The organism is Devosia sp. BK, assembly GCF_032907385.1.
Taxonomy (GTDB): Bacteria; Pseudomonadota; Alphaproteobacteria; order Rhizobiales; family Devosiaceae; genus Devosia.
Genome location: NZ_JAIMBX010000004.1, coordinates 78,741 through 92,553 on the forward strand (window position 1 = coordinate 78,741; position 13,813 = coordinate 92,553).

The window sequence follows — 13,813 nt, forward strand, 5'->3', positions numbered from 1 at the left end:
CCTTCCATACAAGATTGGAAGCCACTATGCTGCGCCCGATTTCATTCCGGAGCCGACATGACCAACCCACGCCTCAGCCCCAAAACCCTCGGCTCTCTCAAAGCGGGCATCGGCGTGCCGAACTATGATCGGGCCAAGGTCACCCCGGGCATCGTGCATCTCGGCATCGGCGCCTTCCACCGCGCCCATATGGCCGTCTATGTCGATGATCTCCTTGCCCAAGACCCGAGCTGGGGCATTGTCGGCGCCAGCCTCCGCCGCCCCGATACCAAAGACGCGCTTGAACCCCAAGGCGGGCTCTATACCATCGCTGTGCGCGATGCGGCGGGCACGCATCCGCGCGTCATCGGCTCGATCCTCTCGGTGATGGATGCGAACACGCAGCGCGAAGAACTCCTTGCGCTGATGGCCTCCGCCGACATCCGCATCATCTCCCTGACCGTCACCGAAAAGGGCTATTGCCACGATCCGGCAACCGGCGAACTCGACCAGAAGCATCCGGACATCGTCCACGATCTTGCCAATCCCGCCGCGCCGAAATCGGCGCCCGGCATGCTGGTCGAAGCGCTCGCCCGCCGCAAGGCTGCCGGTGTTGCGCCCTTCACGGTGATGAGCTGCGACAATCTCCCCTCCAATGGTGAAACCGCCAAGCGCATCGTCACCCGCTTTGCCGCCCTCCGCGATGCCGATCTCGGCACATGGGTCGAAGCCGTCGCTTTCCCCTCCACCATGATCGATCGCATCGTGCCGTCCACCACGGACGCTGATCGCACCGAGGTCGCCGACCTCATCGGCGCGGAAGATGCCTGGCCGATCATGACCGAGCCCTTTACCCAATGGGTGATCGAGGATCATTTCCCCGCCGGCCGCCCCGCCTTCGAAAAGGTCGGCGCGCAACTGGTGAAAGATGTCGAGCCGTTCGAGCTGATGAAGCTCCGCATGCTCAACGGTTCGCATTCGACCATGGCCTATCTCGGCTATCTCGGCGGCTACCAATATATCGCCGAAGTCATGGGCGATCCGGCCTATGTCAAACTCATCCATGGCCTGATGACCGAAGAGGCCATGCCGACGCTCGATATGCCCGGCACCGATCTCGGCGCTTACCGCGATCGACTGCTCGAGCGCTTCCGCAATCCGGCCCTAAAGCACCGCACCTGGCAGATCGCCATGGACGGATCACAAAAGCTCCCCCAGCGGCTCCTCGGCACCATTCGCGATCGCCTCAAGGCCGATCAGCCGATCACCCGGCTCGCGCTCGGCGTTGCCGCCTGGATGCGCTATGTCACCGGCGTCGCCGAAGACGGCAGTGAAATCGACGTGCGCGACCCCCATGCCCTCAAGATGATGGCCATCTCAGCCGATGCCGGGGATGACGCCGAAGCGCTTTACGACGGCCTCTCCGCGCTCACCGAAATCTTTGGTACCGATCTCGCCGGCAATGCGATCTTCCGCGAGACCGTGGTCGGCCATCTCGAAAGCCTGTTCGACGAAGGCGCAAAGGCGACCGCTAAAACCGTCGCCGGCTGAGAACAGTCTATCCTCGTCCGCCCTTGAGGCGCGCAACTTCAAGGCTGCGCGCCAAAAGACCCGCCCATCGCCGAGCGCCTTCGGGCGACAGGATCTCGTCATTGCGCAATTCGATCATCGTCGATTCGATGCCGCGCCCGTCCCCATGCTTTTCAAGCGTCAGGGTAACCCCCGTCAGCGCCGCATAGGGTTCGTTCCAACCGATATTGAGGTCCGGTTGTTCTTCGGCCATGGCGTCGCGCAGCCTTTGAGTAAAGCGGCTGTCGCGTCCATGCAGCACCCCGATGGGCCAGGGTCGCGCCACGCCGAGATAGACCGGGGTGAACGAATGCATGCAGACAAGGATGGTCTCCCTGCCTGCATTGCGCCGCGCTTCGAGCAGCATCTCGATCGCCCCATGAAAGGGCCGATGATAATTGTTGATCCGGAATTGACGCTCTTCGTCACTGAGATTTTCATTGGCGACGATCGGCGTCCGCTCCGAAAGCGTCCAGATCAGATCGGGCGCCGTGAGCGCGCGATTGCAGTCGATGATCAGCCGCGACACGGTCGATTCGATCAATGGCGCATTAAGGCTTTCCGAGAGATAGCGGCTTACCGCCAGCGCACCGGGGTCCCAAGCAATGTGGCTCAGCCTTTCGCTCGGCGAAAGACCAAGATCGCCATAGCGTTCGGGGATGCGGTTCGAGGCATGATCGCACACGATCACGAAGGGCGAATTGCCCCGCGCATGCGTCACCAGAACCGGATTTCGCGCCTCTCTATCCATATCGCCTCGACGTTTTCCGCCCTCAATAACGTCCGGGCGGCAAAAAGGAGCCCGTCCCTATCAATCGAATGGCAGGCTCTAGCGCGTTCAATCCGCGCTGTCTTCTGCTAGTCTCTCGACCGGAGGACCCATGCGCATCATCGATACCCATCTGCATCTTATTTACCCCGATCGGCTCACCTACCCGTGGCTCTCAGGCGCACCAGCGATCAACAAGCCCTGGTCGGCCGAAACCTATTGGGCCGAAGCCAAGCCCCTCGGCGTCGAGCAGGCCCTGCACATGGAAGTCGATGTCACGGAAAGCGACATCGAAAAAGAGACCGGTTTCGTCCTCGGGCTTTCCGGCATTGTCGGCGCGATCGCCGCCTGCCGCCCCGAGCACGCCGATTTTCCGGCCCAGCTCGATCGGCTGCTCGCCATCGGCGGCACCCGCATCAAGGGCCTGCGCCGCATCCTCCACGAGATCGACGATAGCGTCAGCCAGCCCCAGCTTTTCGCTGACAATCTCCGGCTCCTTGCCGAACACAACCTGACCTTCGATCTATGCCTCCGGGCCGATCAGCTTCATCTCGGCGTGGCGCTAGCGCAAAAGCTGCCCGAGGTGACGTTCATCCTCGATCACTGCGGCAATCCGGATATCAACGGCATTGGCCTCGACCCCTGGCGTCGCGACCTTAAGTCGATTGCTGCTCTCTCCAATGTCCATGGCAAGGTCTCGGGCATCGTCAATCACTGCGACCCCGATTGGACCACCGAAACCCTCCGCCCCTATGTCGAGCATGTCATCGAAAGCTTTGGCTGGGACCGCGTCGTTTTCGGCTCCGATTATCCCGTCGTCACCAAAACCGGCACCCTGACGCGCTGGGTCGAGGCTCTTTCCGAGATCGTCTCGGACGAGACCGCAGCGAACCAGCAAAGACTCTTTGCGATCAATGCCGAGCGGATCTATCGCCTCACCTAGGGCATTATACGCAAGCCTGCGCAGACGCGCGGGCACGCGTTAAGTTCTGATGGGCAATCAAATTGAATTGCACGACGCCTTTACGCGTGAGATTCTGATTCCGAGGAATGGGGAGAATACTTATGGCGCAGAGTGCTGACCGCATCGCGGTCTCCACCTGGTCGTTGCATCGCCTTTTGGGCACGACCTATGCACATGACCTGACGACAACGGCCATCGGCCCTGGTGAAGACACCTATGGCGAGGGCAGCGAGTCCCTGCTCGGCCTGCCTTCGGTGCTCGCCAATCATGGCTACAAGCGCCTCGAAATCGTCTCCTTCCACATGCGCAGCCGCGATTCCATCTATCTCGCCGAACTGCGCGAGCAGTTGCGCATCGCTGGCGTCACGCTACAGACCCTCCTCATCGATGCCGGTGACATCACCGACCCGGTCAATGGCGCTCGCGACACCGCCTGGATCGCCGGTTGGGTTGAGGTCGCCAATGAGCTCGGTGCTGAAAACGCCCGCATCATTGCCGGCAAGCAGCAGCCGACGCCCGAAAACATCGAGCGCTCCATCGCCACCCTCCGCCAATTGGCCGACGCCAATGCCGGTTCGCCCCTCCGCCTCGTCACCGAAAACTGGTTCGATCTGCTGTCCTCGCCTTCTGTCGTCCATGAAGTGCTTGACCGGCTCGAAGGCCGCATTGGCCTCTTGGGCGATTTCGGCAATTGGTCGGGCCCGACCAAATACCAGGACCTCGCCTCGATCTTCCCGCGCGCCGAACTCTGCCACGCCAAGGCAACCTTCGCCGATGGCCAGCTCGACGAGGCCGATTATGCCGCCTGCCTCTCGGCCGCCGAAGGCGCCGGCTATAAGGGTCCCTATACGTTGATCTTCGATGCCGACCATCCCCACGAATGGACGGGCCTTGCCGAAGAGCGCGACTTCATCCTCTCGCGCCTCGATCAGGGCTGACAGGATGAGCATGGCGCGTGCCGTCCAGCGGCGTGTAGTCCGATCGAGAAGTAGCCAGCGCGCAGTGCCCGTCCTGTCGCGTTTGGCTGAAGTTGCGCCCGTCGGCATGCTCGTCACCGGGCTCGACGGTGCAGCGCGTTATCTCAACCCGGCTTTCACGCGGCTCCTCGGCTATCAGCTCGATACCGAGCAGCCGTTTTTCGGCTTCGATCTGCTGCACGAAACCGATGCCAATGCCGGGCGACAACATATCGCCCGGCTGGCGCGCGGCGAGGCCGAACTTTATCGCGGCGAGCATCGTATGCGCCATGCCGATGGCCAGCCTGTCTGGGTCATGCTCGCCGCCGCCCTCGCGCGCGATGCCGAAGGCCAGCCCGATTGCATCATGCTCCAGGTCACCAGCATCGAGCTGCAAAAGCGCGCCGAAGAAGCCCTCGCCCATTCGGAAAACCGCTGGAATTTTGCGCTTGAAGGCGCCCGCCAGGGCGTCTGGGACCATGATATCCGCACCGATGCCATGTTCTATTCGCGCATGTGGCGGCGGATGCGCGGTATCCCCGATGATGAAGTCATCGGCAAGGATCATCAGGAGCAGTGGGCCTCGCGCCTTCATCCGGACGATGTGGGCCGGGTGATGAACGACATCCACAAGCAAGATAGCGGCGACGACAATTTCGACGCGCTTGAATATCGCGAGCGAACGCGCGATGGCAATTATATCTGGATCATGAGCCGTGGCCGCCCGGTCGAATGGGACGAAAACGGCAATGCCCTTCGCACCATCGGCACCGACACCGACATTACCTATCTCAAGACCATCGAACAGGAACTGGCCGCCGAAAAAGAGCGTCTCCGCGTGACGCTCGAAGCTGTCGCCGATGGCATGATCGGCACCGATAGCCAGGGCCGCGTTACCTTCATGAACCCGGCGGCCGAGCGATTCACCGGCTTTTCCCAGAGCGAAGCGATCGGCAAATTCGCCGAAAACGTCTTCCCGCTTCGCCTCGCCCATAGCCACGAAGCAGCCCACTGCCCCGCCATCACCTGCCTCACCCATGGCAGCCCGTTCGAAGTTTCAGACGAGGTCATCCTCGTCTCGCGCGATGGTCAGGCGCGCGATATCCGCTGTTCCGCCTCGCCCGTCGTCATGCCCGATGGCAAGGTCACCGGCGCGGTCCTCGTGTTCCAGGACATCAGCCAGAGCCGCGCGCTGCAGCGCGAACTGGCTCACTCCGCCAATCACGATCCGCTAACGGGCCTCCCCAATCGCGTCGCCTTCGATCGCGCGCTCAATCTCGCGCTCGCCTCCGCCGAGGGCAGCAATCGACGGCATTGTCTCCTTTATATCGACCTCGATCGCTTCAAGCCTGTCAACGACACGGCCGGACACGCCGCCGGCGACGCTCTCCTCAAACAGGTGGCCGAAACCATCCGCGGCGCCTGCCGGGGCCACGATCTTGCGGCCCGCCTCGGTGGCGACGAGTTCGCGGTGCTGCTCGAAGACTGCCCGATGCCCAATGGCAAGCTCGTCGGCCAGAAGATCGTCCGCGCCATCGGCTCGCTGATCTTTTCCTGGAATGGGCGCGATTATCGCATTGGCGCCAGTGTCGGCGTCGCCGCCATTACGCCTGATGCCAAATCCCCTGCCGATTGCCTCAGCGAGGCCGATGCCGCCTGCTATGCCGCCAAGGCCCAGGGGCGCGGCTGCGTCGTTGCCTATCCCGATATCGCTGGGGGCGCCTGAAAGCGCGACTCGCTTTCGCTTAAGCCGAGGGCGAATAGGTTTCCGCACACAGCGCCACGAAACTCTTCATCCCCGCCGATTGCGGGCTCGACTTGCGCCGCGCCACCAGCAATTGCCGCATGGCCCAGCTTTCAGCCAGCGGCGCGCAAACGAGGTCCGTTCCCGCCAGCAGATGAAGGCTCGTCGAGCGGAGGAACCCGATGCCGAACCCGGCCTCGACCATGCGCACGAGCGCGGGAAAACTTTCGACCCGCAGCGTCTCGTTGAGCGCCTGCCCCTTGGCCTGCGCGGCCTCGGCCAAGAGCCGATCGAGCGAGCCGGAATGATGCACCCCGACAATGGTGTGATCCCGTACCGTGTCGAACGAGATCGATTTGCGCGGCTCGATCTTGCTCGCCAGCGGATGATCGGGCGGCGCCAGAACCCAGATGCGCTCGTCCTCGAAGGGCCGGATATCGAAACGCGCAAAATCATAATTGTCCGAGACGATGGCGACATCCGCCCGCCCCTCGTCGAGCGCCAGCAGCGCCTTCGCTGCGCCCATCTCGGCGATGGAGAGCTCGATCCCCGGAAATTTCTTCGCAAACCGGGCCAGCAGTTCCGGCAGGCGCCCCGTCAGCGCCGATCCGGTGCAGGCAAGCCTCAGGCTCCCGCGCTGCCCAGACCCAAATTCGGCCATGACGGCATCGAGATCGGCAATGGAACGGAGAACCGTCCGGCACCCTTCGGCATAGGCTTCACCCGCCGCGGTCAGCTTGACCCCCTGCGCAGAGCGATCGAACAATACGACCCCGAGCCGCGCTTCAAGATCGGACACGCGTCGGCTGACAGCGGACGAAGCGATACCTTCGCGCTCGGCCGCCCGGCCAATCGAGCCGGTTTCAGCCAAAAGCAGAATAAGCCGCGCGGTGACGCTGTCGAATGGTGCCATGTCGTTTCCTCGCCGCCACCATAAAGGCGGATCGGCCGAGGTCAAAACCCATCGCAGAACATTGGACCAATTGCTGTGCGTAAGCTATCCCGCCAGCGCCATCAGCCCGCGCACGAGGTAAAACAGCCCGATCCCCGTGACGATCCAGCGCGTCCACTTGCGGAAATTCTCGTCCGAAAGCCGCTGCAACACGCGATAGCCCACATTGGTACCCAGAATGGCAAAGGGCGCTGCGACCAGGGCGATGATCCAGTCCCCCGGCGCCATTGCCGAAGCCATGGCGCCATAAAAGACGATCTTGGCCCCATGCGAGAGCACCTGCGCCGCCGCCTTGGTAGCAATGACAGTACGCCGATCCATTTCGGTGCGAATAAAAAAGATATCGATCGTCGGCCCGGCAACACCCACCGCAAGATTGAGCCCCGAGCCGAAAAAGCCGCAGAGAAAACCATGAAGCGGCTTACTGGCGTCGAGCGCCAGCCACCCTTTCGGGATCCAGACCAGGATCGGCATCAATCCCACGACGATACAGACGGTGACGAAATCGGGCGTGTAGCGGACGATGAACAACAGGGCCGCCGCTGTCAGCAGCCCGAGCAGGATCGTCCCCAAAATCCGCCACTCGATAAATTCGCGCGAAAAGATCGCTCGCGAGCCATTGGCGATCAATTGGATAACACCCTGCACGGCAATCGCCGTGGCCACCGGCAGCAGTGTCATCAATGCCGCCAGAAGGATCATTCCCCCCGCCATGCCAAAAATCCCCGATAGCACCGAGGTACAAAAAGTAGCGAGAGCGAGGGCAAAAAGGATCAGGGGCGACATGACAACAAGATGACTGAGCCGCCCCCGGCAATCCAGCCGGCTTTGGGCATGGGGTCATGCTGCTTTTTTGGATTTGAGGGAACGGCCGCTAGCGTCCCTAGGAACCTCGATTGCTCGGCTGAGAAGACCGTCCCATACACCGCGTCATCCCCGCGAAAGCGGGGATCTCTTCTTCGGATCAATGAGATTCCCGCTTTCGCGGGAATGACGCCGAGATTGTGGAATAGGCTGTCCGGCTTCCTCAAGGCGCGGGAGGCGCATCGACAGTTGCACCGTGTCCAGGCGCAGAATCCAGCAATTCCGGATAAATCACCGCCGAACACTGGCGATTATTCTCGTCGAGCTTGGCCTGCTCATCGGCCGTCAGCACGCCGGAATAGACCGGGTCCCACAGATTATCACGCGTGAGACCCTCCATGCCGCACTGGCAATAGGTCGTGCACATCTTGGCACTCGTCCCGCCCGTCTCGCACGTCGCCTGGCAGGTTTTTAGAAAATCCGCCTCGCGCAGCGCATCCTGCGTGCCAAGCAGCATGGAAAGCGGCACGATCGCTGCGAGCAGCACCGGCTGATGGATCAGGTAAAACGGCAAGCTCCAGCGTCCCAACCAGCCCAAGGCCCGCGCCACTTTCCCCTGCGGCTGCACCTCAGACAGTTTGGGCAAAACCCGCGCCTTGGCGAGCCGCGTTGCCAAAATCCCGACCAGCACCGCCCCGAACCAGGGAAACACCGGCACGAGATCGTTCGTCACCGGCGGCGTCACCCAGAAGCCAAGCCAGGAAAAAATCTTCTCGTTAAAAAGCGGATCGGCAAAGACAAAATGCGGCACGATGAACAAGAGCGCCACACCCCCCACCGCCCAGATCGGCACGAAGAGGAAGGGCAGCCCCATCAGCATGAAAAGCGCAATGGCATGCAGCACGCCGAAATAAACGAAGGCATCTGGGAAGGTGAAATAGGTCCCAAGCGTAATCGCCAGCGCCCCGAGCGCCACGAACAGCCAGCGCCGCCAAAAACTCTTCCAGCGAATGCCATTCCCATGCCCAAGCACGAGGCCGACACCGACGAGAAACAGAAAACTCGCGAGGATCGAGCGGGCAAAAAACACCCAACGAGGATCGAACCCCACATCGGCGCCGATAAACCCGAAATACCAAAGGTCCCAGCAGAGGTGGTAAAAAGCCATGAACAAAATGGCCACGCCCCGCGCGATGTCGATGACGGGGAGGCGTGGTTTTTTGACCTTCAGTTCAGCAGACATAGTAAGGCCCCCTCACCCGGCCCTTTGGGCCGACCTCTCCCCCAGAGGGAGAGGTGGTTCTTGCCAAAGTCGCGGAGCGACACCTCTCCCTCTGGGGGAGAGGTCGAACTGCAAGGCAGTTCGGGTGAGGGGGCCTTCAAACTTGCCCTCAATCCCCAGAATACCCCACCACAACCGCCAAAAACGCATCGCCATAGCGATCGAGCTTCCCCTGCCCAACCCCAGGCAGGTTCAGCATACCATGCGGGTGCGTCGGCCTCGCCATCGCCATGGCTTTGAGCGTCGCATCATGAAAGATCACATAGGGCGGCACGCCCTGACTCTTGGCAATCTTAAGCCGCTCGGCCCGCAGCGCCTCGAACAGCCCCTTGGCATAATCGGGCACTTCCACCGATTTGCTGAGCTGGCGCCGCACTTCGACGGCCTTTTTCGGCCGGTCCTTGCGCAGCGTAACGCTGCGCTCGTGCTTGAACACCGCCCGCGCGCCTTCGCCCAGCGTCAGCGCGCCATGATTGGCGTGGTCGACGACAATCAGACCCATGGCCGTCAATTGCCTGAGCACCGATTGCCAGGCTTTCGCATCGAGCTCACGCCCCTGCCCGAAGACGGGTTGGTTCTGATGACCAAAGCGCTGGACCTTCTCGGTTTCCTTGCCGACCAGAACATCGATCAAATGTGCCGCGCCAAACCGCTGCCCGGTGCGATAGATCGCCGCCAGCGCCTTGATGGCTGCCTCCGTGCCGTCCCAGCTTTCGACCGGCGAGCGACAGGTATCGCAATTGCCGCAATTGCCGTCATGCGCCTCGCCAAAATGGTTGAGGATGGCCTTGCGCCGGCATTCCGCGGTTTCGCAAACCCCAAGCAGCGCATTGAGCTTGCCATGCTCGACCCGCTTGATCTCGTCGGGCGCATTGCCCTCCTCGATCATGCGCCGCCGCTGCACCACATCGGCCATGCCATAGCTCATCCAGGCATCGGACGGCTGCCCGTCGCGCCCGGCGCGGCCGGTTTCCTGATAATAGGCTTCAATGGAAGACGGCAGATCCATATGCGCGACATAGCGCACATCCGGCTTGTCGATCCCCATGCCGAAGGCGACCGTTGCGACAAGACACAGCCCCTCCTCCTTGAGGAAAGCGTCCTGATTGGCGCTCCGCATCTCGGCCGGCATGCCCGCATGATAGGGCAGTGCTCGAATGCCCTTGCCGCTGAGATAATCGGCAATGTCCTCGACCTTGGCGCGGCTGAGGCAATAAACGATGCCGCTCTCGCCCTTATGGCCGGCCAGAAAATCGAGCAATTGCTCGCGCGCCTTGTCCCGCTCGACGATGGAATAGGAAATGTTAGGCCGGTCGAAGGAGGTCGTGAAAACCTCGGCCTGTTCGAGGCCCAGGCGCTCGATAATGTCTTCGCGCGTCGTCGGATCTGCCGTCGCCGTCAGCGCAATGCGCGGCACGCCGGGAAAGAGCTCAACGAGATGGATCAGCTCGCGATATTCTGGCCTGAAATCATGCCCCCACTGGCTCACGCAATGGGCTTCGTCGATGGCAAAGAGCGCGATCTCGACGCCAGACAGCATATTGGCAAAGCCCGGCGTCGCCACGCGCTCCGGCGCCACATAGAGAAGATCGAGTTCCCCCGCGCGCAATTGACGCCGCACCGTACTCGCTTCCTCAGGCGACAGCGAAGAATTGAGCGCCGCCGCCGCGACGCCCGCCTGCTTGAGCGCCTCGACCTGATCGCGCATCAGGGCAATCAGCGGGGAAACGACAATCCCGACCCCCGGACGGCAAATGGCGGGGATCTGGAAACACATGCTCTTGCCCGCGCCGGTCGGGAACAGCACGACCGCATCGCCACCGCCGACGATCTGGTCGATCACCTTGGCCTGCTGGCCGCGAAACTGCTTGTGTCCGAATATTTCGCGCAGAACATCGAGCGGGGTCAGCCGCTCGGTTCGGTGGGGCGAAAACAGATCATAGGAATCGAGCGCTTGCACAGGTTCCTTGAATCATGAGCGCGGGGTGAGCCGCAAGAGCATCGCGCTCCGCTATCCCCTACACATAGCCGAGAGCGGCAAACTGGCTGTCGAACCACCACCAGCCCAGCCCGGTCAAAACCGCGACGACGGCAAAGGCAATCCAGCCCTTGGCTGTCAGGTTCTGGTGGTCAGGCGTGCGATAGTCAAAGCCATCGCCAAAAACGAGAAAAATGGCGCCGAACACAAAGCAGAGCGGCACCAGCGCAAAGACTTTGAGCTCGTAATGCACTTCCGGCACACCCGCCTGCACCTGCTGCAGCGGCACGAGCAGAAAGAAATAGAGACAGGCAAAGCCGATCAAGACGATCGCCAGCCCGCCCAGCCGCACCAAAATCTCCCGCGCCATATGGCCCCTCCCGCTTTGCCGCGGAAATTGACACGCGCGCGGGAAAACAAGCAAGCTTTAGCCGCCGACGATCTCGCCGCCATTGGGGTGCAGCACCTGCCCCGTCAGGTAGGAGCTTTCGTCACACGCCAAAAACAGATGGCACGTCGCCACCTCATTGGGCTGGCCTGGGCGTTTGAGCGGCTGGCTCGCGCCAAATTCAGCGACCTTTTCCGCCGTAAATGTCGCGGGGATCAGCGGCGTCCAGATTGGCCCGGGCGCCACTGCATTGACGCGGATATTCTTATCCGCAAGGCTTCCCGACAGCGAGCGCGTAAAGGCGACGATGGCGCCCTTGGTCGAGGAATAGTCGAGCAGTTCGGGCGACCCACGATAGGCCGTGACCGATGTCGTGTTAACGATCGACGCGCCGTTCTTGAGGTAAGGCATCGCCGCCTGCGTCATGTAAAAATAGCCATAGAGATTGGTGCGAAAGGTCTTTTGCAACTGCTCTTCGGAGATATCGGTGATCTCCTCCTGCGGATGCTGCTCGGCCGCATTGTTGATCACCACATCGATCTGGCCGAATTCCTCGATAACCTTGCCAACGACCGTTTCGCAAAAACTCTTGTCGCCGACATCGCCGCGCAGCAGCAGCGCTTCCTTGCCCTCGGCCGTGACGGCGTCGGCCGTAATCTTGGCGTCCTCGGTTTCCTCGAGATAGACCAGCGCCACCTGCGCCCCCTCGCGCGCAAACAGCACCGCGCAAGCCCGCCCGATGCCGCTATCGCCGCCGGTGATGATGGCGACCTTATCCTTGAGCCGCCCATTGCCGGGAAATTTCGGCATATATTGCGGCCGTGGATGCATCTCCGTCTCGCGCCCAGGCTGATGATCCTGCGTCTGCGGCGGGTTGATGGCTTCGTACATTTTTGTTCCTTGGGTGCAGGTCGGCAAACGCGATGCGATAAGACTAGTGGGCGTGCTGCTCGGCATTCCGCTTGCGCGTCGCGGCAGCCTTCTTCGCCGAAGCTGACCGATCGGCCGCCGAGCGGTTCGCCGATGCCTTGCCACCCTTTTCGCCGCCTTTATGCGCAGCGGGATGGCCAGTGTCCTTGCCGCGGCCGGAGCCGGATTTCTTGCCGCCGCCATCGTCCTTGTTGACGCTGGCCCAGGCGCGGCGCTCGACTTCCTCGTGGCTCACGCCCTTTTTCTCATAACCCTCTTCGATATGCTCGGCCTTGCGCTTCTGCTTATCGGTATAGGCGGATTTATCGCCCTGCGGCATGGTCGCCTCCTGCGACGGAAATGGGGATGAAGGGATCGCGCGGGTGGGATAGAGGCTCGGCTGCCTATTCGTTGGCCGGGCAGGGAAACCGGAAAAACCAAGCCCGTTCCTCATGCCACCGCGTCCGGTTGACGCGCGCTTTCCCTTCGAGAAGGCAACGGCATGCCCCCGGTGCAGTTGCCGAGAGCGTCAGAGGTTAATCAGCTGGATTTTTCGGCCTGCAAAAAGCTCAAGGCTTCATCGGCTTGCTGAGATAGCGCGAGTTGCGCTCGACAAACCGCCACGGCGTCTCGACACCCTTGGTGATGCCGATCCGCGGCCCCGTGACCACTTCGCTCACCGCCTCCGCCGGCAAAAGCGCAAACGGCGCTTCATCGAGCGGTAAGCCATTTTGCTTGAGATCCACCGCCAAAGCCGCCGCCAATTTCCCCGGCCCAGAGCAAAGCTGTTTCTCAACCACCCCGCCCCGCCGCTCGTGCATCATATCGAGCCCGACATTCGGCTCTAACGCCCGAATGAGGATGGCACTGCCCGGCCGGCAAACGAAGTTGAGACAGTAGTGGATGCCATAGATTTTGTAGACATAGGCATGGCCCGGCGGCCCGAACATCGCTGCGTTGCGCGGCGTCGGCCCGCGGAAACTATGCGACGCCGGATCGGCTTCATCATAGGCTTCCACCTCGACGATCCGCCCGCCGACGCCATCGACCAGCAGCACCATGCCAATCAGTTCCGGCGCGACCTCAAGCACTGGCCGATCGAAAAAGTCCCTCGAAACGCTCAAGCGCGCACCGCGTGGGCAGGCCTAGCGCCACGCCCATTCAGCCTGCGACCAGCCACGAGCACGCCCGCGCACGCGCGCTCGCGTAAAAGGGTCAGCCCGTCCGAACCGCACCCGCCCGGTTTAGAACGCCTTTGGCTGCCCGTGCTGCCGGATAACCAGCGGCTTGCCGCCGATATAGCGTTCCTGGGCCGCGTTGCTCCACCAGGAGATGACGCAGAAGCCAAGATTGAGTGTGGGCACGACGCCCTCGACTTCGAATGATCGCATCTGCCGCTTAGGCTTGATGCGCAGGGTCCCGCGACCCAATGGCAGCCTGATCCAAGACATTGCAATCCCCCCGGATTGGATCGGACCAGCATGGTTAAAAAGACCTTAAGCGTCAACGTCATAATTCC

General features: G+C 61.8%; 14 protein-coding genes. 4 read left to right on the plus strand and 10 right to left on the minus strand.

Annotated features, from left to right (window positions below; genetic code table 11):
- Positions 1 to 57: 57 nt before the first annotated feature.
- Positions 58 to 1,530 carry a mannitol dehydrogenase family protein gene (locus tag DevBK_RS19115; protein ID WP_317186613.1) on the plus strand — a complete coding sequence of 491 codons (1,473 nt, stop codon included), beginning with the start codon at positions 58 to 60 and terminating at the stop codon, positions 1,528 to 1,530.
- Positions 1,531 to 1,537: 7 nt separating this feature from the next.
- Here DevBK_RS19115 and DevBK_RS19120 read toward each other — a convergent pair whose 3' ends face one another.
- Positions 1,538 to 2,299, minus strand: coding sequence for an N-formylglutamate amidohydrolase (locus DevBK_RS19120; protein ID WP_317186614.1), 762 nt, complete (start codon positions 2,297 to 2,299; stop codon positions 1,538 to 1,540).
- A gap of 130 nt (positions 2,300 to 2,429) precedes the next feature.
- On the opposite strand from DevBK_RS19120, the gene DevBK_RS19125 reads away from it, so the two are divergent.
- The 3 genes from DevBK_RS19125 to DevBK_RS19135 all read left to right on the plus strand — a co-directional run bounded on the left by DevBK_RS19125 (position 2,430) and on the right by DevBK_RS19135 (position 5,963).
- Positions 2,430 to 3,260, plus strand: a complete 831-nt coding sequence (locus DevBK_RS19125) for an amidohydrolase (RefSeq protein ID WP_317186615.1) — start codon at positions 2,430 to 2,432, stop codon at positions 3,258 to 3,260.
- Positions 3,261 to 3,382: 122 nt separating this feature from the next.
- Complete coding sequence (locus tag DevBK_RS19130; RefSeq protein WP_317186616.1) at positions 3,383 to 4,219, plus strand: sugar phosphate isomerase/epimerase family protein; 837 nt, start codon at positions 3,383 to 3,385, stop codon at positions 4,217 to 4,219.
- 10 nt (positions 4,220 to 4,229) lie between these two features.
- Positions 4,230 to 5,963, plus strand: coding sequence for a PAS domain S-box protein (locus DevBK_RS19135; protein ID WP_317186617.1), 1,734 nt, complete (start codon positions 4,230 to 4,232; stop codon positions 5,961 to 5,963).
- Between the two features lie 19 nt (positions 5,964 to 5,982).
- Here the strand turns inward: DevBK_RS19135 and DevBK_RS19140 are convergent, their stop codons facing one another.
- The 9 genes from DevBK_RS19140 to DevBK_RS19180 all read right to left on the minus strand — a co-directional run bounded on the left by DevBK_RS19140 (position 5,983) and on the right by DevBK_RS19180 (position 13,745).
- Positions 5,983 to 6,894, minus strand: a complete 912-nt coding sequence (locus tag DevBK_RS19140; protein WP_317186618.1) for a LysR family transcriptional regulator — start codon at positions 6,892 to 6,894, stop codon at positions 5,983 to 5,985.
- Between the two features lie 84 nt (positions 6,895 to 6,978).
- Positions 6,979 to 7,719: a sulfite exporter TauE/SafE family protein gene (locus DevBK_RS19145; protein ID WP_062628908.1), complete on the minus strand. Its 741-nt coding sequence runs from the start codon at positions 7,717 to 7,719 to the stop codon at positions 6,979 to 6,981.
- 241 nt (positions 7,720 to 7,960) lie between these two features.
- Positions 7,961 to 8,980 (minus strand): heparan-alpha-glucosaminide N-acetyltransferase, encoded by a 1,020-nt coding sequence (locus DevBK_RS19150; protein ID WP_317186619.1) that lies wholly within the window; start codon positions 8,978 to 8,980, stop codon positions 7,961 to 7,963.
- A 148-nt stretch (positions 8,981 to 9,128) separates the two neighbouring features.
- Positions 9,129 to 10,979, minus strand: coding sequence for a DNA helicase RecQ (gene recQ / locus DevBK_RS19155; protein WP_317186620.1), 1,851 nt, complete (start codon positions 10,977 to 10,979; stop codon positions 9,129 to 9,131).
- Between the two features lie 58 nt (positions 10,980 to 11,037).
- Entirely contained in the window at positions 11,038 to 11,367 is a 330-nt protein-coding gene (locus DevBK_RS19160) for a hypothetical protein (protein WP_317186621.1), read from the minus strand.
- A gap of 57 nt (positions 11,368 to 11,424) precedes the next feature.
- Positions 11,425 to 12,276 (minus strand): SDR family oxidoreductase, encoded by an 852-nt coding sequence (locus DevBK_RS19165; protein WP_317186622.1) that lies wholly within the window; start codon positions 12,274 to 12,276, stop codon positions 11,425 to 11,427.
- A 43-nt stretch (positions 12,277 to 12,319) separates the two neighbouring features.
- The gene (locus DevBK_RS19170; RefSeq protein ID WP_317186623.1) at positions 12,320 to 12,634 is read right to left on the minus strand and encodes a plasmid stabilization protein; all 315 of its coding nucleotides are present in this window, start codon (positions 12,632 to 12,634) and stop codon (positions 12,320 to 12,322) included.
- Between the two features lie 229 nt (positions 12,635 to 12,863).
- Positions 12,864 to 13,418 (minus strand): DNA-3-methyladenine glycosylase, encoded by a 555-nt coding sequence (locus tag DevBK_RS19175; protein WP_317186624.1) that lies wholly within the window; start codon positions 13,416 to 13,418, stop codon positions 12,864 to 12,866.
- A gap of 120 nt (positions 13,419 to 13,538) precedes the next feature.
- On the minus strand, positions 13,539 to 13,745 hold the full coding sequence (locus DevBK_RS19180; RefSeq protein ID WP_156351743.1) for a hypothetical protein: 207 nt from the start codon (positions 13,743 to 13,745) through the stop codon (positions 13,539 to 13,541).
- Between the last annotated feature and the right edge of the window lie 68 nt (positions 13,746 to 13,813).

Excerpts from the sequence above, each read along its gene's own strand:
- DevBK_RS19115 (WP_317186613.1), top strand. The coding sequence starts at position 58 with ATGACCAACCCACGCCTCAGCCCCAAAACCCTCGGCTCTCTCAAAGCG.
- DevBK_RS19120 (WP_317186614.1), bottom strand. The coding sequence starts at position 2,299 with ATGGATAGAGAGGCGCGAAATCCGGTTCTGGTGACGCATGCGCGGGGC.
- DevBK_RS19125 (WP_317186615.1), top strand. The coding sequence starts at position 2,430 with ATGCGCATCATCGATACCCATCTGCATCTTATTTACCCCGATCGGCTC.
- DevBK_RS19130 (WP_317186616.1), top strand. The coding sequence starts at position 3,383 with ATGGCGCAGAGTGCTGACCGCATCGCGGTCTCCACCTGGTCGTTGCAT.
- DevBK_RS19135 (WP_317186617.1), top strand. The coding sequence starts at position 4,230 with ATGGCGCGTGCCGTCCAGCGGCGTGTAGTCCGATCGAGAAGTAGCCAG.
- DevBK_RS19140 (WP_317186618.1), bottom strand. The coding sequence starts at position 6,894 with ATGGCACCATTCGACAGCGTCACCGCGCGGCTTATTCTGCTTTTGGCT.
- DevBK_RS19145 (WP_062628908.1), bottom strand. The coding sequence starts at position 7,719 with ATGTCGCCCCTGATCCTTTTTGCCCTCGCTCTCGCTACTTTTTGTACC.
- DevBK_RS19150 (WP_317186619.1), bottom strand. The coding sequence starts at position 8,980 with ATGTCTGCTGAACTGAAGGTCAAAAAACCACGCCTCCCCGTCATCGAC.
- DevBK_RS19160 (WP_317186621.1), bottom strand. The coding sequence starts at position 11,367 with ATGGCGCGGGAGATTTTGGTGCGGCTGGGCGGGCTGGCGATCGTCTTG.
- DevBK_RS19165 (WP_317186622.1), bottom strand. The coding sequence starts at position 12,276 with ATGTACGAAGCCATCAACCCGCCGCAGACGCAGGATCATCAGCCTGGG.
- DevBK_RS19170 (WP_317186623.1), bottom strand. The coding sequence starts at position 12,634 with ATGCCGCAGGGCGATAAATCCGCCTATACCGATAAGCAGAAGCGCAAG.
- DevBK_RS19180 (WP_156351743.1), bottom strand. The coding sequence starts at position 13,745 with ATGTCTTGGATCAGGCTGCCATTGGGTCGCGGGACCCTGCGCATCAAG.